The organism is Flavonifractor sp. An100, from assembly GCF_002161175.1.
In the GTDB taxonomy this organism is placed as follows: Bacteria; Bacillota; Clostridia; order Oscillospirales; family Oscillospiraceae; genus Lawsonibacter.
In genome coordinates this window covers 108,426-131,756 of sequence record NZ_NFMA01000003.1, presented here as the reverse complement: position 1 = coordinate 131,756, position 23,331 = coordinate 108,426, and the positions used below count along the sequence as shown (strand labels likewise).

The window sequence follows — 23,331 nt, the reverse complement described above, 5'->3', positions numbered from 1 at the left end:
GGAAAGGTGGGAATCATGTTGACAATAACCTATAAGCCCCGAGGGGTTTGTTCCCAGCGCTTTACCATCCAGGTGGAGGACGGGATCATCCAATCGGTAACGGTAGTGGGCGGCTGCGAAGGAAATTTAAAGGGCCTGTCCTCTCTGCTGAGGGGAATGAAGGTGGAGGATGCCGTGGAACGGCTGGAAGGGATTCGGTGTGGCTTCAAGTCTACCTCCTGCCCTGACCAGATTGCCCAGGCACTCAAGCAGGCGCTCTCCCAATAAGAAAATAAAAACAGGCGCGGTGAAGACAATCACCGCGCCTGTTTTTATTTCGTAGAACAATCTGTCTTACCGCCGGGTCCCCCGGTAATTGCCCCGGCGCCGGGCGCTGCCCGCTCCGCTGTAATAGCGGCGGCGTTTCCGGAGGACAAGTACCTTCAGCAGAATTACGGCCACCACCAGGAAAACCAGGGCCAAGGCCAACTTAACACCGGAGTGCTGGAAGAAGGAAATGAACTGGGCCTTCTTATAGAGCAGTTCCGATCGCTCCACCGAGTTGACGGCCACCAGGTCCAGCACGCCCAAAACCTCGCCCTCGTAGGTGAGTTTCATGGTGCCCAGCAGCTGTCCCTCCTCCACAGGGGCCTCTACCACAGTGGAAGTGAGATTGATCTCTGTTTCAATGAGATCCAAATCCATGTCCTTAGGCAGGGTGCGGGTGATAGAGCCCTGGGGCTTGACATTTACCTCATCTGCCTGCCGGGAGAGGGTCACAGCAACTTTATCCACCGGTTCGTTGTCTTTGGTAATGGTGACCCGCTCAAAATTGGAAAACCCCCACTTGAGCAGCCGGGAACTCTCGTAAAATTGTCCCTGCTTATCCACTCCGTCCACCGAGATAACGCCGGAGCCCAAGACCACGGAGATCAGAAGAGTGTCGCCGTCCTCGGCCGCGGCAACCAGACAGCGGCCTGCCTCGTCGGTGGAACCGGTCTTGCCCCCAATACACTTGTCGTAGACGTAGCCGTAGTAATTCCAGTTGGAAATGAGGGCGTTGGAGTTGTAAAACAGCCGCTCCTCAGACAGGTTGGTAGCGGGCACCCGGTAGCTGGGGGTGCCGATGATGGTACGGAAGGTGTCATACTGTAGTGCCGCGTTCATGTAGAGCGCGATATCATAGGCAGTGGAGTAATGCTCATCGTTGTGCAGTCCATGGGGGTTGGTAAAGTGGGTGCCCTGGCAGCCCAGTTCCCCCGCCCGGCGGTTCATGTGGGAGACAAAGTCCTCAATGGAGCCGTCCACGGCCACAGCCAGAATGTTGGCCGCCTCGTTGGCGGAGGGGAGCAGGAGGCAGTACAGCAGCTGCTCCACCGTTAACGTTTCCCCCACCTTTATGTTGGCGGTGGAGTAGTCTCCGGTCAGCCCCTGTAGAGCGGTGTCCCCGGCGGTGACGGGGGTGCTGAGGGAGAACTGCCCGGCATCCATGGCCTCCAGGACCAAAAGAGCGGTCATTACTTTGGTGATGCTGGCAGGATAGGCCTTTTCGTTGGCATCCTTATCGTAGAGGGTCTCCCCATAATTGGCGTCATAAAGAATGGCGTGGGTACATTTTAAATCCGGGTCCTCCAGCGCGGCAGCCGGCAGCGCAAAGGAGGAGACCAGGAGAGGGATGAGAAGGAGGAGAGAGAAAAGACGATATTTTTTCATAGGAAAATCCTCGTATGTATGATATACTATCTGGTGGAATGATTGAAAAAATAAACAGGATTACTACATATTATATCAAAGGACGGGGCAGTCTGCAAGAGCGGAGGGAGCAAGATGGCTGGAATATCCCGGTATGAAAAGGTGGCTCTGGGACTCACAGCTGCCTTTGTGCTGTTTACCGGCGGGTGGTTTTTCGCAACGCAGAGACAAACAGAACCCTATACAGTAACGGTTACCGCATCGGTTTCCACGGCCTCTACGTCCATGGCGGAACGTGTCCCCGGAGAAGATGTGTCCTCAGACGATAAGCAGGAGAAGCCTCAGAGCTTGCTGGAAGGGGAGAAAATCAATATCAATACGGCAAGTGCCCTTGATTTGGAACGCCTGCCCGGAATCGGGGAGAAGCGGGCCCAGGATATTGTAGCCTATCGGGAGGAGCATGGGCCTTTTGAGAGCGTTGAGGAGCTGGACAATGTGAGCGGCATTGGAGCTGGGATTCTTTCGGGACTGCGGGACTATGTGACGGTGGAGATCCAGGAGCCAGAGCAGAAGTAAGGAGTAATTTCGTATGGCAAAAATACTGGTTGTAGATGACGAGCAGGTGCTGGTCAAGGGAATTAAATTTAATTTGGAGCACGAGGGCTATCAGGTGGAGACCGGCTATGACGGGGAACAGGCGGTGGAGATGGCTCGGGAAGGCGGCTTTGATCTGATTATACTGGACCTGATGATGCCCAAGGTAGACGGCCTGCAAGCCTGCATGCGTATCCGGGAGTTTTCCAACGTGCCGGTGATCATGCTCACGGCCAAGGGGGAGGACTCGGATAAGATCATGGGCTTTGAATGTGGAGCCGATGATTATATTACGAAGCCCTTTAATATTTTAGAACTGAAGGCCCGGGTTCGGGCCCTGTTAAGACGGGCTGGAGCGGCGGAAAAGGAGAAAAAGAGGTCAGACAGTGAGCTGGTTCTGGGACATATCCGTTTGGATACCGGGGAGCGCTCGGCCTGGAAGGACGGCAAGATCGTGGAGCTGACCGCCAAGGAATTTGATCTGATGGAGCTGCTGATGCGCAATCCCGGTCGGGTATACAGCCGGGAAAACCTGCTGAATGTGGTGTGGGGCTACGAGTATATCGGCGATTACCGTACGGTGGACGTCCATGTCCGTCGTTTGCGGGAAAAGCTGGAGCTGGACCCGGCAAACCCCGAGTACATCCGGACCAAGTGGGGGGTAGGTTACTACCTCTCCAGCCACGGCGAGGAGCGGGAGAAATAAGGGCAGCCGGACTGGACGAAAGGAGGGAGACAGATGGGCCAGAGTGATGAGAAGAAACAGAGGAAAAAAGTGCCCTTTTTTGACTCCCTCCAGGCAAAGTACGCCATGAGCTATCTGGTGATCTTTGCCGTAGTGCTGGTGCTGTTAAATACGTACCCCGTCTTGGCCTCCCAGGATCTGCTGTTTGCCTCCAAGAGGGACAGCCTGAAAAGCCAGACCGCAGTGATTGCCTCCACGCTGATGGAGTTGGAGTCGCTGACAGAAGATCAGGTGGTGCGGGTCATGAACATGCTGGATGACATGGGCCTAAAGCATATCCTGGTCACCGATCCGGCCGGTCTGGTGCTGTACGACAGTTTGACCGATGACTGGGAGGGGAAAACCCCTCCAGAGGAGAAGACGGAGGAACAGAAGTATCGGTATGCTCTGTACCAGGAGATCGTTTTAGCTCTGAGAGGAAATGACGTGGCATATTCCCACTATGTCAATCAGGTGTTTGTCTCCACCGCGGCCTGTCCCATTGTCTACCGGGGTATGATTATTGGGGCGGTGTATGCCCTGGAGGTGGATGAGGCTCAGGGCGCTTTACTACAGAGCCTACAGCAAAATTTGCGTACCATTTCTCTGGTCATTGCAGTGGTTATCCTTGTGATGAGCGGGATCTTTTCCAAAATGCTGACGGCCCGGATGGCAGCCCTGCTCAGCGCCATTCGGATCGTGGGGGAAGGGGAGTATGGGCACCGGCTCCAGCCGGCAGGACGGGATGAACTGGCTCAGCTGGCGGAGGAGTTTAACCAGCTCACAGACCGATTACAGACCACCGAGGAGGTGCGCCGTCGGTTTGTCTCCGATGCCAGCCATGAATTGAAAACGCCCCTGGCCTCCATTCGGCTGCTGGCGGACTCCATTTTGCAAAATCAGCAGATGGATCAGGAGACGGTGCGGGATTTTGTCTCTGACATCGGCACAGAGGCGGAGCGACTGACCCGTATCACAGAACACTTGCTGGCACTGACCCGGTTGGACAGTCTGCCGGCAGGAAAGACAGTTCCGGTGGATGTGGCCGAGGTGACCCAGCGGGCGGTGACCATGCTGCAGCCGGTGGCGGATGCGGCCGGAGTTACCATCCAGACGGAATGGAAAAGCGGATGTATCATCCGGTGTACCGAGGATGATCTCTACCAGGTTGCCTTCAATCTCATTGAAAATGCAGTTAAATATAATTTCTCCGGCGGCTATGTGTATGTTTCCGTCCAAAAAGACGGGGATCAGGTGCTGCTAGAGGTGTCTGACACCGGGGTGGGCATTCCGGAAGAAGACCTGCCCAAGGTATTTAACCGTTTTTACCGGGTGGATAAGGCGCGGTCCAGAGCCGCAGGCGGCACGGGACTGGGACTGTCCATTGTGCGGGACACGGTCCGTCGTTACGACGGGTGGGTGACTGCCCGCCGCCGCAATCCGGAGGGGAGCATCTTTACCGTGGGCTTCCCCCGGGAGCAGCCTCAGGATCAGGAGGAAAGCATATGAGAGGGAAAATCATGCTTTTAGTTCTGGCCGCCTGGCTGCTGGTGGGGAGTAGTTGTAGCCGTCCGGAAAAGCAGGAGGGCTATCAGCTTTATTTTATGACGGATTCCAACGTCAGTCATGGTCCGGCATTGGCCAGTGAACCCTATGGGGGAAGCGGGGCAAAAAAGGAGACAGCGGAACCTACACCAGGCGAATTGGTCCAGGCGCTGTTGAACGGTCCCAGTACAGAGGGACTGATGTCCCCTTTTCCCAAAGGACTGACCTTCCAGTGGTGGGATTGGGATGAGGAGGAGCCGGGAAATCTACGGATTGGTCTGTCAGAGCAATATGGGGGCTTGACGGATGTATCCCTTACCCTGGCCGACTACTGCATTGTACTTACCCTGTCACAGCTGGAGGGAGTAGAGTCGGTGGAGATTATATCGGAAGGATATATGGCCAACTATCGCAGTCATCAGCTTCTCCGTCCGGAGGAAGCCGTTCTCACAGAGCCCGTCCTTCCTGGAGCGCCATCCACTTGACAAATGGGACGGTAAACGGTATCTTAAATAACATATTTTGTGCTGACTACGGGGATTTCCCGTTTGACCAAACAGCAAGAGAAAGAAGGGTGCGTTTTCGATGAGTGATTATTCCATCAATACCAAGTGCGTCCAGGGCGGCTACACCCCCGGAAATGGGGAGCCCAGACAAATTCCCATCATCCAGTCCACCACGTTTAAATATGCCACCAGTGAAGATATGGGCAAGCTTTTTGACCTGGAGGCCAGCGGATATTTCTATACTCGTCTTCAGAACCCCACCAATGATATGGTAGCGGCCAAGATCTGCGAGTTAGAGGGCGGTACCGCAGCGATGCTCACTTCCTCCGGCCAGGCGGCCAATTTCTATGCCATCTTCAACATTGCCAACTGTGGGGACCACGTGGTGGCATCTTCTACCATCTATGGAGGTACCTATAACCTGTTCCACGTCACCATGCGGAAGATGGGCATTGATTTTACTTTTGTGGAGCCTGACTGCTCGGATGAGGAACTTGAGGCGGCGTTCCGCCCCAACACCAAGGCGGTCTTTGGGGAGACCATCGCCAATCCCGCCCTTACGGTTTTGGATATTGAACGCTTTGCCAAAGCAGCCCATGACCATGGAGTGCCTCTGATTGTAGACAATACCTTTGCCACCCCCATCAATTGCCGGCCCTTTGAGTGGGGCTGCGACATTGTCACCCACTCCACCACCAAGTATATGGACGGCCACGGAGCCGGTGTGGGCGGTTGTATTGTAGACAGCGGAAAGTTTGACTGGATGGCCCATGCGGACAAGTTCCCTGGACTGTGCACGCCGGACGATAGCTACCATGGCATTACCTATGCGGAAAAATTCGGTCAGGGCGGAGCTTTTATTACCAAGTGCACTGCGCAGCTCATGCGTGATTTCGGTTCCATCCAGTCTCCCCAGAACGCATTTTTGTTGAATCTGGGCCTGGAGAGCCTCCATGTCCGTATGGCCCGCCACTGCGAAAATGGTTTGGCTGTGGCTAAATTCTTGAAAAATCACCCCAAGGTCAGCTTTGTCACCTATCCCGGCCTGGAGGGGGATAAATACTACGAGTTGGCCCAAAAATATATGCCGAACGGTACCTGCGGAGTGGTGTCCTTTGGCGTCAAGGGAGGCCGGAAGGCGGCAGAAGCCTTCATGAAGCACCTAAAGCTGGCCGCCATTGAGACCCACGTGGCCGATGCCCGGACCTGCTGCCTCCATCCCGCTTCCGCCACCCACCGTCAGATGAATGACGAGGAGCTGGTTGCGGCGGGAATCACCGCAGACCTGGTGCGTATGTCCTGCGGCATCGAGGATGCTGCCGACCTGATCGCGGATATCGGTCAGGCTCTGGACCAGATTTAACGCAGAAAAGGAATAAAAGTGGGGCGGGCAAGGGGCCCGCCCCATAAGGAAAGGATGTCAACCAATGAGATCAGGGATCATTTTGATGTACAATTGCTCCGGTCCGGAGTTTTCCAAGCTGCGTCAGATTTTTGCTATGCTGCGGATGAGAATGCGTCCGGTAAGCCCGGAGCAGTATCATGTATCCCTGGAGAAGCTGGCTCAAGGAAAAGGGGAGGACGCCCCGGCTCCGGAGTCGGTCCCGGAGGCCATTCCGGAGGCCATGCTGGTGTTCTGTGGCTTGAATCAGGCCCTCCTTCACCAGGTCCTGGAGGTAATCCGTTTGGCCAAACTTCCCCCTATTCCGTTGAAGGCTGTGCTCACTGAGACCAATCGGGAGTGGGATACCCTGCAGCTGCGGGAGGAACTGCTCAAGGAGCAAGCGGCGATTTGGGAGCAGCAGGAGAAAAAGGACGACTGATCCGGACGAATCTGGAAAAATCCCGTTGACAAATTGGCTTCGGGACAGTATAATAATCTAGCGGTTTGAAAAAACCGCGCTTTGCGGCTGTGCTGGAATTGGTAGACTGGCAAGCTTGAGGTGCTTGTGTCCGTATGGGCGTACGGGTTCGACTCCCGTCAGCCGCACCAGCTTAAAAACCCCGGAAACCCTTGAAATGACAGGGTTCCGGGGTTTTGCTTTTGTGGTCGTTGCGGCGATTTGGTCGTTACTTGGTCGTGATGGTCGTTAAAATGGCAAAATTCGTGGCAAATTTCCATGGAGCTCCCGGGGTGGGCGCTCTTATTTTTTGCTCCTGAAGGGAGGCAATGTGTCCAACTGGGACACAAGGAAGGAGCGGGACAGTGGCCTTGATCTTCGTGGCAGCTGCTCCCGCTCCTGGTGTTTATGATAGATGGTTTCCTCATGCACTGCCCTGGGATTTCCGCCTGCCTCCAAAATCCAGGGCGGCAGCCACGGCCTCACCCGCCCGGGCCTGGGCCTCTGCAAAGGTGTGGGCGTAGATATTGAGGGTGGTGGTTACCTGGGAATGTCCCAGGGAGGCGGACACGGTGCGGATATCTGCGCCGCTGTTGATCAGCAGCGAGGCGTTCAGGTGCCGGAATTGGTGAATCCCCAGGAAGCGCTGCCCCGTCTGCTCACAGAAAACCTTGAGCCAGTGATAAGGGGTGTTGGGGTGCATAGGCTCTCCAAAGGCGTTTACAAAAAGACGCTGGGTGTCGTGCCACTGATCCCCCAGGGAAAGCCGCTCCTGGGCCTGAGCGGCCCGGTACTGCCGCAGCACATCAAAGACCACGGCGGGCAGCTTTAAGGCCCGCTGGCTCTGTACCGTCTTGGTGGTGTCGGTGAATGTCCCTTTGCTCGTCAGGTATTGGCTGGTGCGGCGAATCCGGATCACACAGGTTTCAAAATCCAGATCGGGCCATTCCAGGCCCAGCAGCTCCCCGCGCCGGAAGCCTCCATAGATCGCCAGGACAAAGAAGGTGCGGTATTTGATGGGGGCGCTCTCCAGGCTGTCCAGAAAAGCCTGGGCCTCCTCCAGGGAGTAGCACTCCTTTTCCTTGTGCTCAGGGTGGGGCAAGGTCACATTCTGAGCGGGGTTGTGCTGGATCATGCCCATGCGCACGGCGTAGCTCAGCACAGAGGACACAAAACCATGGTAATTTCGGATCGTCTTGGGGGACAGGGACACCTTTGCCGCCGTGGTATCAAAGAGGGCGGCGTAGTCCTGGCCCAGAGCCTTTGCCAGCTGCTTTGCGGTCTGGAGGGAGACATACTCCCCCCGGCAGGCGCTGGACACCGTGGAGCGGCTGAGAGAGGCCATAGCGGCAAGGTCTTTCTGCAATATGTCCCGCTCCTCCAGGTAGGCCGCAAGGTCAATCTTGGAGCGGGAACGGCTCTCCCGCTGGCTGATCCCAGGTTTGCCCAGGTCGTTGATAAAGGCTTGAATGTGCCGGGGAGTCAGCTTGTCCAGGCGGATATGGCCCAGGGCGGCATAGGTGCGCTCCTCCAGCTGGTGGAGACGGGCCACGCTGCGCAGGCGGAGGTTTGGCGCTGCGTATTCCTCAAACCACTGCTTACAGAATGTCTCAAACTTGATGGAGCCGCCCCAGCCCTGGCCGGAGCACTTCTCCTGGAACAGCACCGCCTGACGCTGAAGCTCCTTTTCAATCTGCTTGGGGGTCATGCCCGGAGCGGGCTTCCAGGTGGTGGAGCGGGTGACCTGCTTCCCGTGGGCATCGTAGCCGCAGTATGCCCGAATACGGTAGGTGTCGCCCCGTTTGGTGATGGTGGGCATGGTTTTTCTCCTTCCATTTCCAGGCCCCGTGTGGTACAATAAAAGGGCATACAGGGCCTATATTTGTCTGTGGGGTCTGTTGCGTCTTGCCCGTCCCGGTGTTAGCAGCGCCGGGGCGGGTTTTATTATTTGGCCTGAGATATATATTCAGCTACAAGTTTTTTTGCGTAGTCATCAGTAATAGTCCCTAGAATCGGATTCCAATATGGGTTTTTTGTGTCCCATTCTGAAATGCGTTTGACTGCATCACAATATTCTTTGGCTTTTCCAGTGACAGTAAGTGTGGTTGTGTCCTCGTTGCATGAAGAAATAGATATTGCACCAACAGAAACCATAGAGAGAAAAATATTTAATGCTGTCCGCATTCGCAAAATAGGGATATTGCTATCATCATCATCATAAAAGCCGCAGAGCCATCCAAATGAAACATTAAAGGCAAGAGCAGTGTTAATTACAACTTCAATGGATGGTTTTTGAATTTCATTTTCATAAGCAGAAAGAGAGGCAGCGGTTACGCCTATTTTTTCAGCTGCTTGTCGCTGTGTCATTCCTGTTTTTTGTCGCAATAATTTAAGCCGTTTTGAAAAAGAAGACTCTAAATATTCAGAAAAATTATCCATATCACGACCCCCTTTGTGAACATTCTACATTGTAAGTCAACGAAAGTCAACAAAAATAACTATGACTAAAAATATAAAGAATACTTGACAAATAAAATTATACATGATATTTTTAAGAAAAGGAGGCGATAATATGCAGACACGGACGGAAATTATCCCTAATGGGGAGCTGATTGCCAGAACACGGATTCTTTTAGGGCTTAACAAAACTGATGTGGCCCGCAAGGCGGGTGTTCCTCACTCATCTGTCATTCGGGCAGAGCTGGGGCGTGGGGTTACTCCAAAAACTGCCGTGGGTATCAGCAAGGCCCTTGGAATGGCTTTTGATGATCTGTTTACCATCAAAGTACCCGGCGAAGCGGGAGAAACCAATGGACAAGCCCAATAAAATGTGTCCAACTTGGACACCAAACAAAGGAGGTATCACCATGGCAGCATTACCCAGGATGAGAAACGCGGAGGGGGTCATGGCCGAGTTAAAGGCTCAGGATCCGGACACCAGGATCACGCTGAACTTTATCCGAGGGCTGATCCGCAGCGGAGAAATTCCCGTTGTCCAGGCGGGGGTTCAAAAGCTGGTCAATGTGGATTTGGTCTTTGACTACCTGGCAAACCAGGGAACGGCTCAGCCCATCCGCTACAAGAATTACACCGGGGAGCGGGTGAGGGCGTGAGGTCATCCACATTGGAGGGCGCTGCCTTCTGCCTGATCCTGGGCCTTGGGGCCTGTGCTGATGGTCTGGCAGAGGCCCAGGGCGGTATGGCCGTTCTGGTGGGCGGCGTGGCCGTGTCGGCCTTGCTGATCCATCTGGCTCACTCCAGAGCCTGGGAGCAGACAGAGGCCCGGAAGGACAAGCAGCTGGGACAACTTGTCCCGCTCCGCAGGGACAAGCAGAGGCTTGTACAGGGCAAAAAGAAAGCCGCTGAGGTGGTAGCAACACCCCAACGGCGAGTGAAACAAAGCGGCAAAGCCTATATTTCACGCCCCTATTTTACCGGGGCAGGGGGAGATTGTCAACTTGAATTTCAGAATGATTGAGGCCCTTTTGCTGGCCTCCAACGGACAAACCGGCACACTGGATGCAGACGCCCTGAACCTGAAAAGCGCCAAGAACAGCACAGATAACTTCTATGCGGAGCTGGCGAAGGTGGGCCTTACCCCTAAGGACATGCCCGACACCCTGGATGAAGCACTGGTAACCGTAGAGAGCGAGTATGAGCGGCAGGGGTTTATCAGCGGCTTCCGCATGGGAGCCAAGCTCATGCTGGAGTGTATCGGCCCCGCTCCACTGGAGGCATGGGACCCGAACGACATAGGCAACCCGGTATCACGGGTGAAATGAGCGTACACAGCCGGAGCGGGACGGGCTTTCCTGTCCCGCTCCAGGAGGTAAGGAGGCATACATGGGACGCAGAGGGGAGAACACCGGGCCCGTACAGCGGCGGTTTAATCTGAGAAAATCCAGGGAGAAGCTGGAGGGGCTGCTTGCTGCCAACTTCCGGGACGGGGCGCAGCTGGTGACGCTGACCTACGGCCCGGAGACAAGGGCCCCGTCTGTCAAACTGGCAGACCTCCAGCTCATGGATTGGCTGCGAAAGGTACAGCGGATGATGGGCCATAAGATACCCTATATCCGGGCCACAGAGTGGGCCGGGGATGGGCATGGATACCATGTCCACCGGGTGGTGCTGAGGCTTCCTGCGGCCTCTGTGGGCGCTCTTGTGCCTTTGTGGAGCTATGGATATGTCATCGTCCAGGAAGTGCAGGAAAACGAACTGGAGGCCCTGGCGGGGCTTATTATGGCCCAGGCAATCAAAGCGGAGCGGGTGCCTATTTTGGGACGGCGCATATGGTCACCATCTGAGGGCCTGATCCAGCCAGACAGGAAAGGAACGGTCTAACATGAGTTACATTTTACAGGTGGAAAGCAACAGCTTATCCGATGAAGAACTGCGCTTTTTAAGCGAGTACACCCCCTATGCGGAGGGTGGGCTTCTATCTGAATTTGAGGAGGAGGGCAAGCGGGTCATGGAGGCCCTTGCCCAGGTCAATGCAGAAGTGACCGACAAACGGGCAGCACGGCTGCTCCTGCTCCGTGGGTTCTACTTCCTTGGGGTGCTCCGTGGTGCGGAGGCGTACCGAAATACGACTCTGGACACGGTGAATCCGGATCGGCAAGACGCTGACCCCCTTACCCTTGAATTGGATGAAGGGTGTGCGCAGCTGTTCGCGGATGATCTGAACAGGCTGCCACGGGGAGAATTGTATAAACTGTGCTCTGCTCTTGGAATGTAGAGGAGCGGGGCCGTGCAGCAGACGGACAATATTTGCCGGAGCCCTGAGAGGCCAGTGCAGGAAATAGAGCCGGGTGTGTCCCGGTGCCCTCACTGACGGCAAGCGCATAGAGTGCCAGCGCCTGAGCCCGTCCCGGAGCCTTCCGGGCAGCGCCTGAGCCAGAGCCAACGGTGACCGGGTGGGAGTTGATCCCGCTCCATGGGGCCATGCTCTGGCTCTTTCTTATACCCAAAACGAGGTGCGGCGATATGGCAAAGCGGAAAAAGACCATTACTGCGGGTTGCATTGTCAAAACAATCCTATACACCGCCCCGGAGCCACGGGACGGGGAGCGGGCCAGGGCGGAAAAGTCCCGTATGACCACTGCCGCACAAAAGGCCATGAACGACAAGACGGCCAGGGGCAAGCTGGAAATGCTGCTGGCGGCAAACTTTGTGGGGAAGGATCTCTTTCTTACCCTTACATACCGGGACGCTGATCTCCCGGCCAAACGGGCCGGGGCGGTGAAGAATGTGCGCAAGTTTCTAAAGCAGCTGAGAGAGCACCGCAAGGCCCGGGGACAGGTAACGAAATACATCTACACCACCGAGGAGAAGCACGGAGCGGCCCGCTTGCACCATCACATTGTACTCAATGCCACGGAGCGGGACATAGAGACGATACGCAGCCTGTGGCCCTATGGGGATGTGGTGGACTTGGAGTATGTGCGGGATCGGGACTATGACACCCTGGCCCGGTACATGACCAAGGAGAGCGTGGAGGGCCGCCCGGTGGGCGCTCAGATGTGGACGGGGAGCCGCAACCTGGACAAGCCCGTGGTGGAGAGCTGCTTTGTCTCCGATGATACGGCCCTGGCCGTCCCGCCCGGCTGCTTTGTCCTGGAGCGGGAGGAGAAGGCAACGGAGTATGGGAGCTACTGCTATATCAAATACCGGGTGCCGCACTGGAGAGGGCAGCACAGCTGCCCACAGGAGGCGGCAGCGGAGGCAATGCCGGGGCCTCAATATCTTGCTTGTAACTATATATAACTTTAGAACAGGCCCTAGAGAATCAAGGGATAGGCCCTTGTATCGGCGTTCCGGGTGCGCTATGCTGGTGACGGTGACAGGCATACACACTCGCGGGCGGGGGCGGGCGTGAGAAAATGAATCAGGAGATGATGGCATGAGTAAGACAGCGGCGGAGCTGGCTTGTAAAACAACCATGAGCGGAGCGTGGGTCGTGTGCCCGGTGTGCCGGAGGGGGAAGCTGCTGCGGCTGACAGAGGCAACCAGGGCGCAGGGGCTGGTGTTATTCTGCCGGCAGTGCAAGCATGAGAGCGTGGTGGAAATCAAACCAGGGGATGGAAAAATGCCACGGGTTACCCCGTGGCCTGGCACACAATCCCCCCCTTGCCCTGAGGGAGTTAAAGGGCCTTGAGAGGACCGGGGGGCAGAAGTATTTCCGACTAAGCAAGAACCTGTGAGGGGGGGTAAATCCGGGGAACGGCAACAAGATACGCGCCCACATGACGCAGGCGTTACGCGGGCGCAAACACCGCGCCTGTGCGTGAAGCTGCGGCAGGGAATGAAATCCGAAAGCCCATGCGGACGTGCAAAAAACGGGTCGCTTTACGCCTGATGTTTCCGCATAAATCCCGGAAGCCTTGGGCGTGCGTGGGTACGGGTGCGGGTGCGCACGGGCCTACGGCCAGCCCTCCCCCGGACCGAAAAAGTTTTGGACGATAGGCCGCAAGACCGCAGGCCCCCATTCGTGAGAGATTTTTTCCCATAGTGGGTGCAGGTTATGGCGGTGTGCTCATTAGAGCGGCTTAAATACGCAGACGCTTGCGTATTTGCGTGGAAACTGGCGTCTTTCCATTTGCCCGTTTGGGTAAATGCATATGCCAATTTCAGAAGCCGGACATAAGAAAACACCGTTGTCCGGAAACCCGTACAACGGTGCCTGATCTGTGAGGGAATCAAATACTACCGCGCTGTCGTTTTTGGACAGGGGGAGGGGTGCTGTCATGCTACGCAGAAGCGGCGGGTGGTGGTAGTCCTGGTGAATCGCTCCACCAGCTCAGGGGCGGCGGCTTTCAGGGCCTTACTGTCCAGCCTGGAGGATGTGACAGGCTTCCAGGTGATCTTGTACTCCCCGGCCCGCAGCTCCTCAGAGCGCCCCATATGGGCCTTGAGCTGATCCTTGATCGCCTCCGCCTCTGCCTGGGCTTCCTCAATTAGCTGCTGGAGCTGGCGCAGCTCCCGGACTTTGCTCTCAATCTCGCTCATGCTCATGGTGTGATCTCCTTTCCTGTGTGGTGAATCAAGCGGCTGGTGGCTCTTAAGGGTTCCTTGCCTTACTGTGTCCCTTATATCCTGTCCAGCTCTTGCCTGGCGCTCCCTATTGTTTCTACCGCCTTGGCTTGACTTCTGGTGTGTTCCCCCTTGTTATGGTCTTATTATAATATACTTGCGCAAATATATCAATAGGCAGAATAGACATACTTGCGCAAATATATTTGTAAGATTTATATATTTACGCAAGTAGAAAAAGGTGGTATAATAAAGCTATAATGGAAGGGGCGTCAGTATCAGGCGAAACCCAGGGAGGTATGGATATGCCGGTATCAAAAGCACAGCAGAAGGCAACAAATAAATATATTACAAGCAATTATGACCGCATTAACCTGACGGTTGCAAAGGGCCGCAAAGCGGCCATCCAGGCCCACGCAGCGGCCAGGGGCGAGAGTGTGAACGCATTTATAGGCCGGGCCATAGAGGAGGCCATGGAGCGGGATAAGGGGGAGTGTGCCAATGCCTGAAATCAGTCTGTTCTACGGAATCCGGGTGACCATGTATTACAGTGACCACAACCCGCCTCATTTTCATGCGGAATACGGGAACCACAAAGCGTTGGTGGACATTCAAGAGGGCTGCGTCATTCGTGGGGCGCTGCCCAGCCGTCAGCTGAAGCTGATCCTTGCCTGGTGTGAGCTGCACAGGGATGAGCTTATGCAGAACTGGGAGCTGTCCAAAGACGCAAAACCCCTCAACCGGATCAACCCCCTTGTCTGAGAAAGGAGGGCAATATGGATTTGATCCCCAAAGTAGTGCAGGCGGTGGCCGGGGAGAACTTCACGGTCTACGCCTATTTCAGTGACGGAACAATCCGCTTGCTGGACGCAAAGCCCTTGCTGGAAAAGGGCGGGGTATTTGCCCCGCTCCAGGACGCTGAGTTTTTCAGTCAGCGCCTTACCGTCCTGAATGATACCGTTGCATGGGATGTGAACGGTGACCGTGATCCATGCGCCTGTGTGGATTTAGACCCGTGCGAGATTTACGAGAGCTGTCCGGCTGTGGCTGATCCTTTGCGGGAGGTCATTTAGGAGCTGGACATAGACGAAAACCGGGGAGTGATCCCCGGTTTTTCTGTTCCAATTTGGGCCGTTGTTTGGTCGTTATTTTGGTCTGACGGGGGCAGAGAGAAGCGGAGCGGAGAAGAACAAGGAGACGGAAAAGCTAGTCATATCAAGGGGTACAGGGGACAGGAAAAGGAGCGGAAAAAAGAGCGGGCATTTTCGACTCCCGTCAGCCGCACCAAGAGAGACGCGACATTTTGTCGCGTCTCTCTTTTTTGTTAAAACAGGAGCTGCATGGATATTAAAATGAAGTGCACTTCATATTTCCCTTGACAAATGCAACCCATCACGTTAACATGAAGGAAACTTCATGTTGCGGAGAGCGAGATGAAAACAAAGATTAAGGAACTGCGCACAGCAAAAAAAATGACGCAGCAGCAATTGGCAAATTTGGTGCATGTCTCCGCCCGGACCATTATCTCCATCGAAAAGGAACAGTATAGTCCATCGTTAATGCTGGCCTATCGAATTGCCGAGGTGTTCGGTGTAACGGTGGAGGAGCTGTGCTGTCTAAAAGAAAATAAGGCGCTGGAGGACCAGTGCTATGGTCGAGGATCGCATCAGGAATGAATAGGAGAATCATGTTATGAGTCAAAGGGATCGATACGTTCCGGTCAAGGATGAACGGGATCAATTCATTCAAACAAATTCCAGAAGCTATGCGTTGGAGAGGGCAACTGCGGCGACACAGATCGTAACAGTCCTGTGCGCAATCAAAGGAAATCCAGCCTGGAAAGGGACCTTGTCAATTTTATTTTTTTCCATCGCGTTTTCTATGTTCTATCATTTCAAGGAATATGAGGAAAAGCCATATAAGCAGGTGGGTGTAATTTCCTTTTGCATTGGCCTTGTGTTGCTGTTCTGGTTTGGAATCATGGATTGAGAGTTAGGGACGGCAAAAAAGAAGGGGCATGTGGCGCTAATGTATACGCTACGGTTGTAAGGCCTATGAAGGGATTTTGAGAGATGATAAAGATACTTTTTGTATGTCATGGAAATATTTGCAGAAGTCCGATGGCTGAGTTTGTTATGAAGGACCTGGTGAAAAAGGCGGGGCTGGAGCACGGGTTTGAGATTGCCTCTGCCGCTACCAGTACCGAGGAAATTGGAAACCCGGTCTATCCTCCAGCCAGACGGAAGCTGGCGCAGCACGGCATTGGCTGTGAAGGAAAACGGGCCCGTCAGCTGTGCCGGGAGGATTACCGGGAGTATGACTTGCTGGTGGGTATGGACCGGGCGAACCTGCGGAATATGCAGCGGATTTGCGGAGGAGACCCGGAGGGAAAGCTGTCTTTGCTGTTGGACTATACCAATCGTCCCGGCGAGGTGGCCGATCCCTGGTACACCGGCGATTTTGACCAGACCTGGGAGGATGTGCTGGAGGGCTGCCAGGGTCTCTTGGCCGCTGTTAAGGGGAACAAAAAGGAATAAAAAGAAATGGCCACGGTGTCTCTCCTGACATCGTGGCCGTTTTTGCAGGAAATGGTACTGCTGAAAGTAAAGTCTTACATAATATGCTCTTCCGCGCAGTTATCTACTACGCGCATACCCATCTCGCCCGGTTGAGCCACGGGAAAGGTGGCAATGCTGTCCGCGTCAAATTTGGGACACAGGCGCATCTGAGGGCTGAGACGCAGGTCATCAGCCGTATGCTTGGAACGTTTTGCTTTTCGGTCGTGCTTCATGGTTCATCCCCCCGGAACTAGTATGTCCCGAAGAAAAAAGGTTTTTCCATATAAAATTTAGGATTGAAAAAGCCGTGGGATATGCGGGATAGGCGTTGTATGATATAGTAGAGAGACAGAAAAAGGGGGGAGAGAAGTGGAGGACCGGGAGATTGCGGCTGCCCTGGCACGGGGCGAACCGGCTGGCTTGGATGAACTGCTCAAGCGCTATGGCCCGCTGCTGCGGTATATTGTCACCCCCATTTTGAATGACCCCAGAGAGCGGGAGGAGTGCCTGTCGGACATTTCTCTGCTGATATGGAAGAAAATTGAAGGCTATGACCCGGACCGTGGCAGTATGACGGCCTGGTTGTCCGTCCTGGCCCGAAATACGGCGCTGAACCGGCGCCGGAGCCTGTCTCGCCGGGGAACAGAGGAGGAGTTGGGGGAGCACCTTCTTGACCCATCCCCTACACCGGAGGAGGCTTTGCTGCAGAAGGAGCGGAGACGGCGCTTGCAGGAGGCAATTAACCGGCTGAGCAGCGGGGAGCGAGATCTGTTTTATCGAAAGTATTATTATCTCCAGTCCACCGCTCAAATGGCGGCAGAGCTGGGCCTGACCCAGCGGGGCGTGGAGGGACGCTTGCACCGGCTGCGTAAGCGGCTGAGAAAGGAGCTGGGAGGTGACGGACAATGATGGATGACCGGGAATTTGACCGTGCCTTGGAAGAGGAGCTAACCCAGTTGCCGCCCGCTGATGGAGAGATGGAGCGGATCACCCCCTGGAAGCGGGCCATGAGCCGGATCGTGGCGGGGATCATCCTCACCACCTGTACGCTGAATGTCTGGAACCTGCAGCAGCTGATGCCCGCGGTGGGGATTGTACTGCTGTGGCTAAGCTTCCGGACGCTGCGCAAGGAGAACGGCTGGTTTACCGCCTGCTGGCTCATCAGCCTGTATCGGGCTGCCTCCCTGTTTGTGTCTCTGGTGCTCAACGCCACGCTGTGGGGAACGGAGCAGGGACTTACTCTTTGGAGTTACCTCAACCTCCTGCCGCCACTGGTCCAGTTTATCTGCCTGTGGCAGGGAATCAAAGCGGTGCGGCGGAAGGCAGGCCAGCCGGACAAGGCAGGGGCGGCCGGGGCGCTGGTGTGGTTTTACCTGGCCCTGTGTGTTCTGGGCTTGTGGCAGCTCCAGGGGTGGCTAGTCGTGCTGCCCATCGGGGTGATCTACTTCTTGATTCTCCGCAGCATGGCCAAAATGTCCGCTTTGCTGGATGGGGCTGGCTATGAGGTGCGGGCTGCCAGTGTGCGGGTGTCCGACCGGATGGTGTGGATAGTCTGGGTACTGTCATTAGCCATTGCCATTCCCCTGGCCGGCATTTTCTTGGGGCGCTATCCCATGGATTGGAAGCCGGTGGAGATCAAGGAGCAGGCGGGGCAGGAGGAGATTCAGACGAATCTGCAATCTCTGGGGATGCCTGAGCAGGTGCTCAGCGACCTGAGCACAGAGGACCTGTTTTCCTTGGAGGGAGCGGTACGTGTGTTTGTGATGGTGGACGAGCATCCCTTTAATGACGGACGGCGAGTTACACAAGTCCAGACCAATCAGGTGAGAAGCTGGAGGGAGTATGACGTAAAGGAATTGAAGACCTCCGACATTGCCGTGGAGCTGGAAAACGGAAACTGGCGCATCATTCACCACTTCTTCTGGCAGGGAGATCGGGGGATCGGAGGGACGGAGTGCCTGAAAATCTGGCCCACCGACCGGTTGAACGAGGGATGGCGGCGTGAAGGAGAGCCCACGGGACGGGTGCTCTATGACCGGGGCGGAAACACCTTTGAAAGTGATTTTTATTTCCTTGGGGAGGAGAGCTATACTGCCCAATCTATCTTCTGGGGGCAGACCTATAATAACGACCTCTTTGCCGCCTTCTCCCTTCCCCTGACCGGAGAAAATTGCCGGGGCTACGTGTCCTATGAGATTGAGCTGGTGGAGGAGGGGTGGATCATCGATTCCTGGAGCAACTATACCCATCAGGTGAAGTGGTGGAACTACCCGCTCATGACCGCCATGCAGTATTCCCAGGCAGGTATGCTCTATGGAGGGGATTTTGAAACCGCTCAGAGTGCCATTCAGCTCTTTGACCTCTGGGATTCCCCGGAGGATGCCGGGGAACCCTAAGGCAGGAGAAAATAAGAAAGCAAGCGATACCTGGCGCTAAGCCGGGTATCGCTTGTTTTTGGTGCGGGAGGGGCCGTCTAGAAAAAATGGCCTTTGTGTAACCAATGGGGGACAAAGGGTGCTATTTGTGGTGGAGGGCATCTTGGAAGGGGGGAGACAATGTGGAAGACCATCAGATTGTGGAGTTGTACCTCAGGCGGGAGGAAGAGGCCGTCCGGCAGACCCAGGAGAAGTACGGCAGACGGCTGTATCATCTGGCTTTGGGGATTGTGGGAGATGTCCAGGCAGCCCAGGAGTGTGAAAATGACACCTATTTTCAGGCCTGGAATGCCATCCCTCCTCATGAACCCAGAGACTATCTCTATCCGTTTTTGGCCCGCTTGACCCGCCATATATCCCTGAACCTCTGCCGGGACCGGGAGCGGCTGAAGCGAAGGGCCCTGTTGTGTGACCTCAGCTCGGAGCTGGAGGAGTGTATTCCCTCTCCCGATGATGCAGCGTGTGCCCTGGAGGAACAGGAACTGCGGGAGGCCGTCAATGGTTTTTTAGGGGAACTGGGGGAGGAGCAGCGGAGCATATTTTTACGCCGGTACTGGTATTTAGACTCGATCCAGACCATTGCCAGAAGATATGGCTGCTCCCAGAGCAAGGTGAAGACCATGCTGTTTCGCATCCGCAAGCAGATGCGGAACTATTTAAAAAAGGAGGGGTATCTTCTATGAGAGGAATGGAACTGCTGGAACGGATGGAACTGGTGGACCCGGCCTATGTTGCGGCGGCGGCGGAGGTGCCGGACAGGAAGAAAAAAAGGTTAATGACAGGGAGACTTCTGGCAGCATGTCTATCCCTGGGCATCATTCTGACCGTGCCCGGTTTAGCGGCATCGGTGCCAGCGTGGTACAATGCTCTGTATGCAATTTCCCCCGCCACCGCCCAATTTTTTCAACCAGTCCAGCGCTCCTGTGAGGATAACGGAATCCGTATGGAGGTAGTGGCCGTCCATATGGAAGAAAATAGGGCAGAGCTCTACATTTCCCTGCAGGACCTGACTGGGGAGAGATTGGACGAGACCATAGACCTGTTTGACAGCTACGGGATTCGGACCCCTTTTGACTGTACCGGCCATTGTCAGAAGGTTTCCTTCGATCCTCAGACCCAGACGGCAACCTTTTTGGTCACCATTGCTCAATGGGGGGAGCGGGAGATCCAGGGGGATAAACTGACCTTCACTCTAGAGAAGTTGTTATGCGGCAAAGAGACGTTTGCGGGCACAGTGTCTGGCGTCGATCTGGTTCAGGCAGAGCAGGTCGCAGCTACCCAGCTTGTCTCACCCAGAGGGTGGAGCGGAGAGATTTCCGTCTTTGAACGAAATGGAGGAACAGAGGCCTGTGTTCTGCGTCCGGGAGCGGTCCTTGCTGTGCCAACTGAGGGCGTAGCGTTGACCGGGATCGGATTTGTGGAGGGCGTACTCCATGTACAGGTGTACTACGAGAATATTTTGGAAACGGACAACCACGGCATGTTGGCGCTGGATAACAAGATAACGGGGGAGCAAGTCTCCTGCGCGGGATCGGTGGCTTTTTTTGATGAGAATGGGAAAGGAAGCTATGAAGACTACCTGTTCCCAGGACTGTCTGCGCAGGAGCTGGCTGAATATGAGCTCTATGGAGCGTTTGAGACAGCCCGGGGCACGATTTCCGGCAGTTGGAAGGTAACGGTCCCCTTGCTGGAGACCCATCGTTGAGGGGCAACAATTGATCGTTATAATATACAAAATGAAACCGTTTTCGTTATGCATATTCAACAGTAGTGGTTCTTGACGTATTGGGCAGGGGCCTGATACAATATGGATGGTCGGAGAGAGAACCGGCCACACAGTGCCCGGACCAGCAAAGGATTTGCGGTGTCTGTGCGGCGTATAAAATTGAATGTTTGGAGGAATCAAGTTATGGTACGAGAGATTGAGATCAAGGACCACTCTCAGATTGAGAAGATCAATCGGCTGGCTTGCGACACTCCCTTTGAGGTTTGGTTAAGCTCCGGCACCCTGATGCTGGATGCCCGTTCCCTGTTGGGACTGTTTGCGCTGGTGGGTAAGAAGGCTTTTGTAGTGGCGGAGGATGACATCAACCCTAAGGCGTTCCAGAAGCTGGTCAACAAGATGGTTTAATTGAACAAGTCGGTTTTGAAAGAAAGCCCCCATGTCCTATGGACATGGGGGTGTTCTTCATTTTTTCGAGATTTTGGTCTCGTATTATAGCAGATGGAAATTGACGATCAGTCCGGAGAAGACGATGGATACGGTGGATACCAGCTTGATGAGGATGTTCAGGGAGGGACCGGAGGTGTCCTTAAAGGGGTCGCCCACCGTATCACCGATAACAGCGGCTTTGTGCTGCTCAGAGCCCTTGCCCCCGTGGTGGCCGGCCTCAATGTACTTCTTGGCGTTGTCCCAGGCACCGCCAGCGTTGGACATAAATACGGCCATGGCAAATCCGGTGACGGACACACCGCCCAGCAGGCCCACCACGCCTTCCACAGAGAGGATCAGGCCGGTGAGGATGGGAACGACGATGGCCAGCAGGGAGGGCTTTACCATCTCTCGCAGAGCACCCTTAGTGCACAGCCCCACGCAGGAGGCGTAGTCAGGGTCAGTGGTGCCTTCCATGATTCCGGCGATCTCCCGGAACTGGCGGCGGACCTCCACCACGATGGACTGGGCAGCCCGCTGCACCGCGCTCATGGTGAGGGCGGCAAAGACAAAGGTGAGCATAGCGCCGATAAACAGGCCCACCAGAACGGCGGGGTTAGTCAGACTCAGGTCAATAGCGCCGCCGATGGTGTCCAGCCGGGCGCTGACGATGTCCACATAGGAGACCAACAGGGCAAGAGCGGTGAGGGCGGCAGAGCCGATGGCGAAGCCCTTACCGGTGGCGGCGGTGGTGTTGCCTAAAGAGTCCAGGGCATCGGTGCGCTCCCGGACCTCCTCGCCCAGTCCGGACATCTCGGCGATACCGCCTGCGTTGTCCGCCACGGGACCATAGGCGTCAGTGGCCAGGGTGATACCCAGGGTGGAGAGCATGCCCACAGCGGCAATGCCGATGCCATACAGGCCCTTGGAGAAGGATTCGGCGTAGTCGGCGGCACCGGTGGTGAGGGAGCCGCCGGAGGCCAGGAAGGAGATGATGACGGCCGCGCCCACAATGAGGATAGGGGCAATGGTGGACAGCATGCCCAAGGACAGGCCGCCGATAATGGTGGTGGCGGCGCCGGTCTCAGTGGAGTCGGCCAGACCCTGGGTGGGCTTATAGGTGTCAGAGGTGTAGTATTCGGTAAAGTAGCCGATGGCGCAGCCGCCGATCAGACCGCAGAGGATAGCCACATAGACGCCCCAGTTGCCCAGAATGAAGTAGGTCAGGGGGGCGGCGATGATGGCAGCCAGAACGGCGGCGGTATATGTACCCTTCCGCAGGGTGCCCAGCAGTTCCCGCTGGGAGGCACCCTCCTTGGTGCGAATGAGGAAGGAACCAAAGATGGAGCACAGGATGCCTACCACGGCCAGGGCGATGGGCAGGAGCATGGCGTCCCAAGACTGTTCGGGGTAAGCGGCTACTCCCAAGGCAAAGGTGGCCAGGATGGAGCCTACATAGGACTCATAGAGGTCGGCGCCCATGCCGGCCACGTCGCCTACGTTGTCGCCCACGTTATCCGCGATAGTTGCGGGGTTGCGGGGGTCGTCTTCGGGGATGCCGGCCTCCACTTTGCCCACCAGGTCAGCGCCCACATCGGCCGCCTTGGTAAAGATGCCGCCGCCTACCCGGGCGAAGAGGGCCATGAAGGAGGCGCCCATGCCGAACATAACCATGGTTTGAGCGATCTTAGCCGCATCAAAATGAGCGATGTACTTGAGAATGTGGAACCAGATGGAGATATCCAGCAGGCCAAGTCCTACCACAGTAAAGCCCATAACAGCGCCGGAGGAGAAGGCTACGTTCAAGCCCTTGTTCAGGCTCTCGCTGGCGGCCTGGGCGGTGCGGGCGTTGGCGGAGGTGGCAATCTTCATGCCCACAAAGCCGGCCAGAGCGGAGTAGATGCCGCCGGTGAGGAAGGCAAAGGGAATGAACCAGTTATCCAACATTTGGAATTGGGCCAGGGCCAGCAAAATTAAAAACACCACAAAAAAGACCTTCGATACCGTCGCATACTGGTGCCGCAGATAGGCATTGGCACCTTGGCGTATGGCGGAGGCGATCTTCTTCATGGTGTCGCTCCCCTCGGAGAAGGCCAGAACCTTGCGGCTTTGGAGGTAGGCGAAGAGAATTGCGGCCGCAGCTCCAGCTAGTCCGATCCAAAACATATTACTCAAAGTCTTCCACTCCCTTTTTGCGCCGGAAGGAATTGCTTCATGTGCTTGGAAACAATTCAAGCGCAATGTTATGGTAGTATTTTAGCACATAAGATAAAAAA

General features: G+C 55.5%; 31 protein-coding genes and 1 tRNA gene. 26 read left to right on the top strand and 6 right to left on the bottom strand.

The genetic code is table 11. The annotated features are described in order from the left end of the window. Window positions 1–15 precede the first annotated feature (15 nt). On the top strand, window positions 16–267 hold the full coding sequence (locus B5E43_RS03030) for a TIGR03905 family TSCPD domain-containing protein (RefSeq protein ID WP_343214260.1): 252 nt from the start codon (window positions 16–18) through the stop codon (window positions 265–267). 66 nt (window positions 268–333) lie between these two features. Here the strand turns inward: B5E43_RS03030 and B5E43_RS03025 are convergent, their stop codons facing one another. After that, window positions 334–1,692, bottom strand: a complete 1,359-nt coding sequence (locus tag B5E43_RS03025) for a D-alanyl-D-alanine carboxypeptidase family protein (protein WP_087393496.1) — start codon at window positions 1,690–1,692, stop codon at window positions 334–336. A 114-nt stretch (window positions 1,693–1,806) separates the two neighbouring features. Between B5E43_RS03025 and B5E43_RS03020 the strand changes: the two genes are divergently transcribed. The 7 genes from B5E43_RS03020 (at window position 1,807) to B5E43_RS02990 (ending at window position 7,033) form a co-directional block, all read left to right on the top strand. Continuing rightward, entirely contained in the window at window positions 1,807–2,247 is a 441-nt protein-coding gene (locus B5E43_RS03020; protein ID WP_087393494.1) for a ComEA family DNA-binding protein, read from the top strand. Between the two features lie 13 nt (window positions 2,248–2,260). Then, the gene (locus tag B5E43_RS03015; protein ID WP_087393492.1) at window positions 2,261–2,971 is read left to right on the top strand and encodes a response regulator transcription factor; all 711 of its coding nucleotides are present in this window, start codon (window positions 2,261–2,263) and stop codon (window positions 2,969–2,971) included. Window positions 2,972–3,004: 33 nt separating this feature from the next. Beyond that, entirely contained in the window at window positions 3,005–4,498 is a 1,494-nt protein-coding gene (locus tag B5E43_RS03010) for a HAMP domain-containing sensor histidine kinase (protein WP_087393490.1), read from the top strand. Beyond that, complete coding sequence (locus B5E43_RS03005) at window positions 4,495–5,019, top strand: GerMN domain-containing protein (protein WP_087393488.1); 525 nt, start codon at window positions 4,495–4,497, stop codon at window positions 5,017–5,019. Before B5E43_RS03010 ends, B5E43_RS03005 begins: the two co-directional genes overlap by 4 nt. 100 nt (window positions 5,020–5,119) lie before the next feature. Further along, entirely contained in the window at window positions 5,120–6,403 is a 1,284-nt protein-coding gene (locus B5E43_RS03000) for an O-acetylhomoserine aminocarboxypropyltransferase/cysteine synthase family protein (RefSeq protein ID WP_087393486.1), read from the top strand. Between the two features lie 64 nt (window positions 6,404–6,467). Next, entirely contained in the window at window positions 6,468–6,863 is a 396-nt protein-coding gene (locus B5E43_RS02995) for a DUF3783 domain-containing protein (protein WP_087393484.1), read from the top strand. A gap of 83 nt (window positions 6,864–6,946) precedes the next feature. Next, window positions 6,947–7,033, top strand: a tRNA-Leu gene (locus B5E43_RS02990). Between the two features lie 272 nt (window positions 7,034–7,305). Here the strand turns inward: B5E43_RS02990 and B5E43_RS15035 are convergent. Continuing rightward, on the bottom strand, window positions 7,306–8,700 hold the full coding sequence (locus B5E43_RS15035) for a tyrosine-type recombinase/integrase (protein WP_158098945.1): 1,395 nt from the start codon (window positions 8,698–8,700) through the stop codon (window positions 7,306–7,308). A gap of 125 nt (window positions 8,701–8,825) precedes the next feature. Then, window positions 8,826–9,320, bottom strand: coding sequence for a helix-turn-helix transcriptional regulator (locus B5E43_RS02975; RefSeq protein WP_087393482.1), 495 nt, complete (start codon window positions 9,318–9,320; stop codon window positions 8,826–8,828). A 133-nt stretch (window positions 9,321–9,453) separates the two neighbouring features. On the opposite strand from B5E43_RS02975, the gene B5E43_RS02970 reads away from it, so the two are divergent. The 7 genes from B5E43_RS02970 to B5E43_RS02940 all read left to right on the top strand — a co-directional run bounded on the left by B5E43_RS02970 (window position 9,454) and on the right by B5E43_RS02940 (window position 12,644). Further along, the gene (locus B5E43_RS02970; RefSeq protein WP_158098944.1) at window positions 9,454–9,708 is read left to right on the top strand and encodes a helix-turn-helix transcriptional regulator; all 255 of its coding nucleotides are present in this window, start codon (window positions 9,454–9,456) and stop codon (window positions 9,706–9,708) included. Window positions 9,709–9,748: 40 nt separating this feature from the next. After that, window positions 9,749–9,994, top strand: a complete 246-nt coding sequence (locus B5E43_RS02965; RefSeq protein ID WP_143382933.1) for a DNA-binding protein — start codon at window positions 9,749–9,751, stop codon at window positions 9,992–9,994. Further along, window positions 9,991–10,359 carry a hypothetical protein gene (locus tag B5E43_RS02960; protein ID WP_143382932.1) on the top strand — a complete coding sequence of 123 codons (369 nt, stop codon included), beginning with the start codon at window positions 9,991–9,993 and terminating at the stop codon, window positions 10,357–10,359. Before B5E43_RS02965 ends, B5E43_RS02960 begins: the two co-directional genes overlap by 4 nt. Next, window positions 10,340–10,663, top strand: coding sequence for an urea carboxylase-associated family protein (locus B5E43_RS02955; protein ID WP_143382931.1), 324 nt, complete (start codon window positions 10,340–10,342; stop codon window positions 10,661–10,663). The genes B5E43_RS02960 and B5E43_RS02955 overlap by 20 nt, the downstream gene beginning before the upstream one ends. Before the next feature lie 61 nt (window positions 10,664–10,724). Then, window positions 10,725–11,222, top strand: a complete 498-nt coding sequence (locus B5E43_RS02950; protein WP_087393469.1) for a hypothetical protein — start codon at window positions 10,725–10,727, stop codon at window positions 11,220–11,222. A gap of 1 nt (window position 11,223) precedes the next feature. Next, the gene (locus B5E43_RS02945) at window positions 11,224–11,616 is read left to right on the top strand and encodes a hypothetical protein (protein WP_087393467.1); all 393 of its coding nucleotides are present in this window, start codon (window positions 11,224–11,226) and stop codon (window positions 11,614–11,616) included. A 248-nt stretch (window positions 11,617–11,864) separates the two neighbouring features. After that, a complete protein-coding gene (locus B5E43_RS02940; protein ID WP_087393465.1) occupies window positions 11,865–12,644 on the top strand; it encodes a hypothetical protein in 780 nt (259 codons plus the stop codon). A gap of 978 nt (window positions 12,645–13,622) precedes the next feature. Here B5E43_RS02940 and B5E43_RS02930 read toward each other — a convergent pair. Next, window positions 13,623–13,892, bottom strand: coding sequence for a hypothetical protein (locus B5E43_RS02930; protein WP_087393461.1), 270 nt, complete (start codon window positions 13,890–13,892; stop codon window positions 13,623–13,625). A gap of 323 nt (window positions 13,893–14,215) precedes the next feature. Between B5E43_RS02930 and B5E43_RS02925 the strand changes: the two genes are divergently transcribed. The 6 genes from B5E43_RS02925 (at window position 14,216) to B5E43_RS02900 (ending at window position 16,447) form a co-directional block, all read left to right on the top strand. Then, complete coding sequence (locus B5E43_RS02925; protein WP_087393459.1) at window positions 14,216–14,419, top strand: hypothetical protein; 204 nt, start codon at window positions 14,216–14,218, stop codon at window positions 14,417–14,419. Then, the gene (locus tag B5E43_RS02920; protein ID WP_087393457.1) at window positions 14,412–14,672 is read left to right on the top strand and encodes a DUF4160 domain-containing protein; all 261 of its coding nucleotides are present in this window, start codon (window positions 14,412–14,414) and stop codon (window positions 14,670–14,672) included. Before B5E43_RS02925 ends, B5E43_RS02920 begins: the two co-directional genes overlap by 8 nt. A gap of 14 nt (window positions 14,673–14,686) precedes the next feature. Continuing rightward, window positions 14,687–14,983, top strand: coding sequence for a DUF2442 domain-containing protein (locus B5E43_RS02915; RefSeq protein ID WP_087393453.1), 297 nt, complete (start codon window positions 14,687–14,689; stop codon window positions 14,981–14,983). Window positions 14,984–15,343: 360 nt separating this feature from the next. Next, window positions 15,344–15,586, top strand: a complete 243-nt coding sequence (locus B5E43_RS02910; RefSeq protein ID WP_087393451.1) for a helix-turn-helix transcriptional regulator — start codon at window positions 15,344–15,346, stop codon at window positions 15,584–15,586. Window positions 15,587–15,602: 16 nt separating this feature from the next. Beyond that, a complete protein-coding gene (locus B5E43_RS02905; RefSeq protein WP_087393448.1) occupies window positions 15,603–15,899 on the top strand; it encodes a hypothetical protein in 297 nt (98 codons plus the stop codon). Window positions 15,900–15,982: 83 nt separating this feature from the next. After that, on the top strand, window positions 15,983–16,447 hold the full coding sequence (locus B5E43_RS02900) for a low molecular weight protein-tyrosine-phosphatase (RefSeq protein ID WP_087393446.1): 465 nt from the start codon (window positions 15,983–15,985) through the stop codon (window positions 16,445–16,447). 74 nt (window positions 16,448–16,521) lie between these two features. Here the strand turns inward: B5E43_RS02900 and B5E43_RS02895 are convergent, their stop codons facing one another. Beyond that, window positions 16,522–16,701: a hypothetical protein gene (locus B5E43_RS02895; protein WP_087393444.1), complete on the bottom strand. Its 180-nt coding sequence runs from the start codon at window positions 16,699–16,701 to the stop codon at window positions 16,522–16,524. 136 nt (window positions 16,702–16,837) lie between these two features. On the opposite strand from B5E43_RS02895, the gene B5E43_RS02890 reads away from it, so the two are divergent. The 5 genes from B5E43_RS02890 (at window position 16,838) to B5E43_RS02870 (ending at window position 21,034) form a co-directional block, all read left to right on the top strand. Continuing rightward, window positions 16,838–17,377 (top strand): sigma-70 family RNA polymerase sigma factor, encoded by a 540-nt coding sequence (locus tag B5E43_RS02890; protein ID WP_087393442.1) that lies wholly within the window; start codon window positions 16,838–16,840, stop codon window positions 17,375–17,377. Next, window positions 17,374–18,864: a hypothetical protein gene (locus B5E43_RS02885; protein WP_087393440.1), complete on the top strand. Its 1,491-nt coding sequence runs from the start codon at window positions 17,374–17,376 to the stop codon at window positions 18,862–18,864. The genes B5E43_RS02890 and B5E43_RS02885 overlap by 4 nt, the downstream gene beginning before the upstream one ends. A gap of 161 nt (window positions 18,865–19,025) precedes the next feature. Next, window positions 19,026–19,586, top strand: a complete 561-nt coding sequence (locus B5E43_RS02880) for an RNA polymerase sigma factor (RefSeq protein WP_087393438.1) — start codon at window positions 19,026–19,028, stop codon at window positions 19,584–19,586. Further along, window positions 19,583–20,608 (top strand): DUF4179 domain-containing protein, encoded by a 1,026-nt coding sequence (locus B5E43_RS02875; protein WP_087393435.1) that lies wholly within the window; start codon window positions 19,583–19,585, stop codon window positions 20,606–20,608. The genes B5E43_RS02880 and B5E43_RS02875 overlap by 4 nt, the downstream gene beginning before the upstream one ends. A gap of 204 nt (window positions 20,609–20,812) precedes the next feature. Beyond that, the gene (locus B5E43_RS02870; RefSeq protein WP_087393433.1) at window positions 20,813–21,034 is read left to right on the top strand and encodes a hypothetical protein; all 222 of its coding nucleotides are present in this window, start codon (window positions 20,813–20,815) and stop codon (window positions 21,032–21,034) included. 84 nt (window positions 21,035–21,118) lie between these two features. Here B5E43_RS02870 and B5E43_RS02865 read toward each other — a convergent pair whose 3' ends face one another. Next, window positions 21,119–23,221, bottom strand: a complete 2,103-nt coding sequence (locus B5E43_RS02865; RefSeq protein WP_343214263.1) for a sodium-translocating pyrophosphatase — start codon at window positions 23,219–23,221, stop codon at window positions 21,119–21,121. Between the last annotated feature and the right edge of the window lie 110 nt (window positions 23,222–23,331).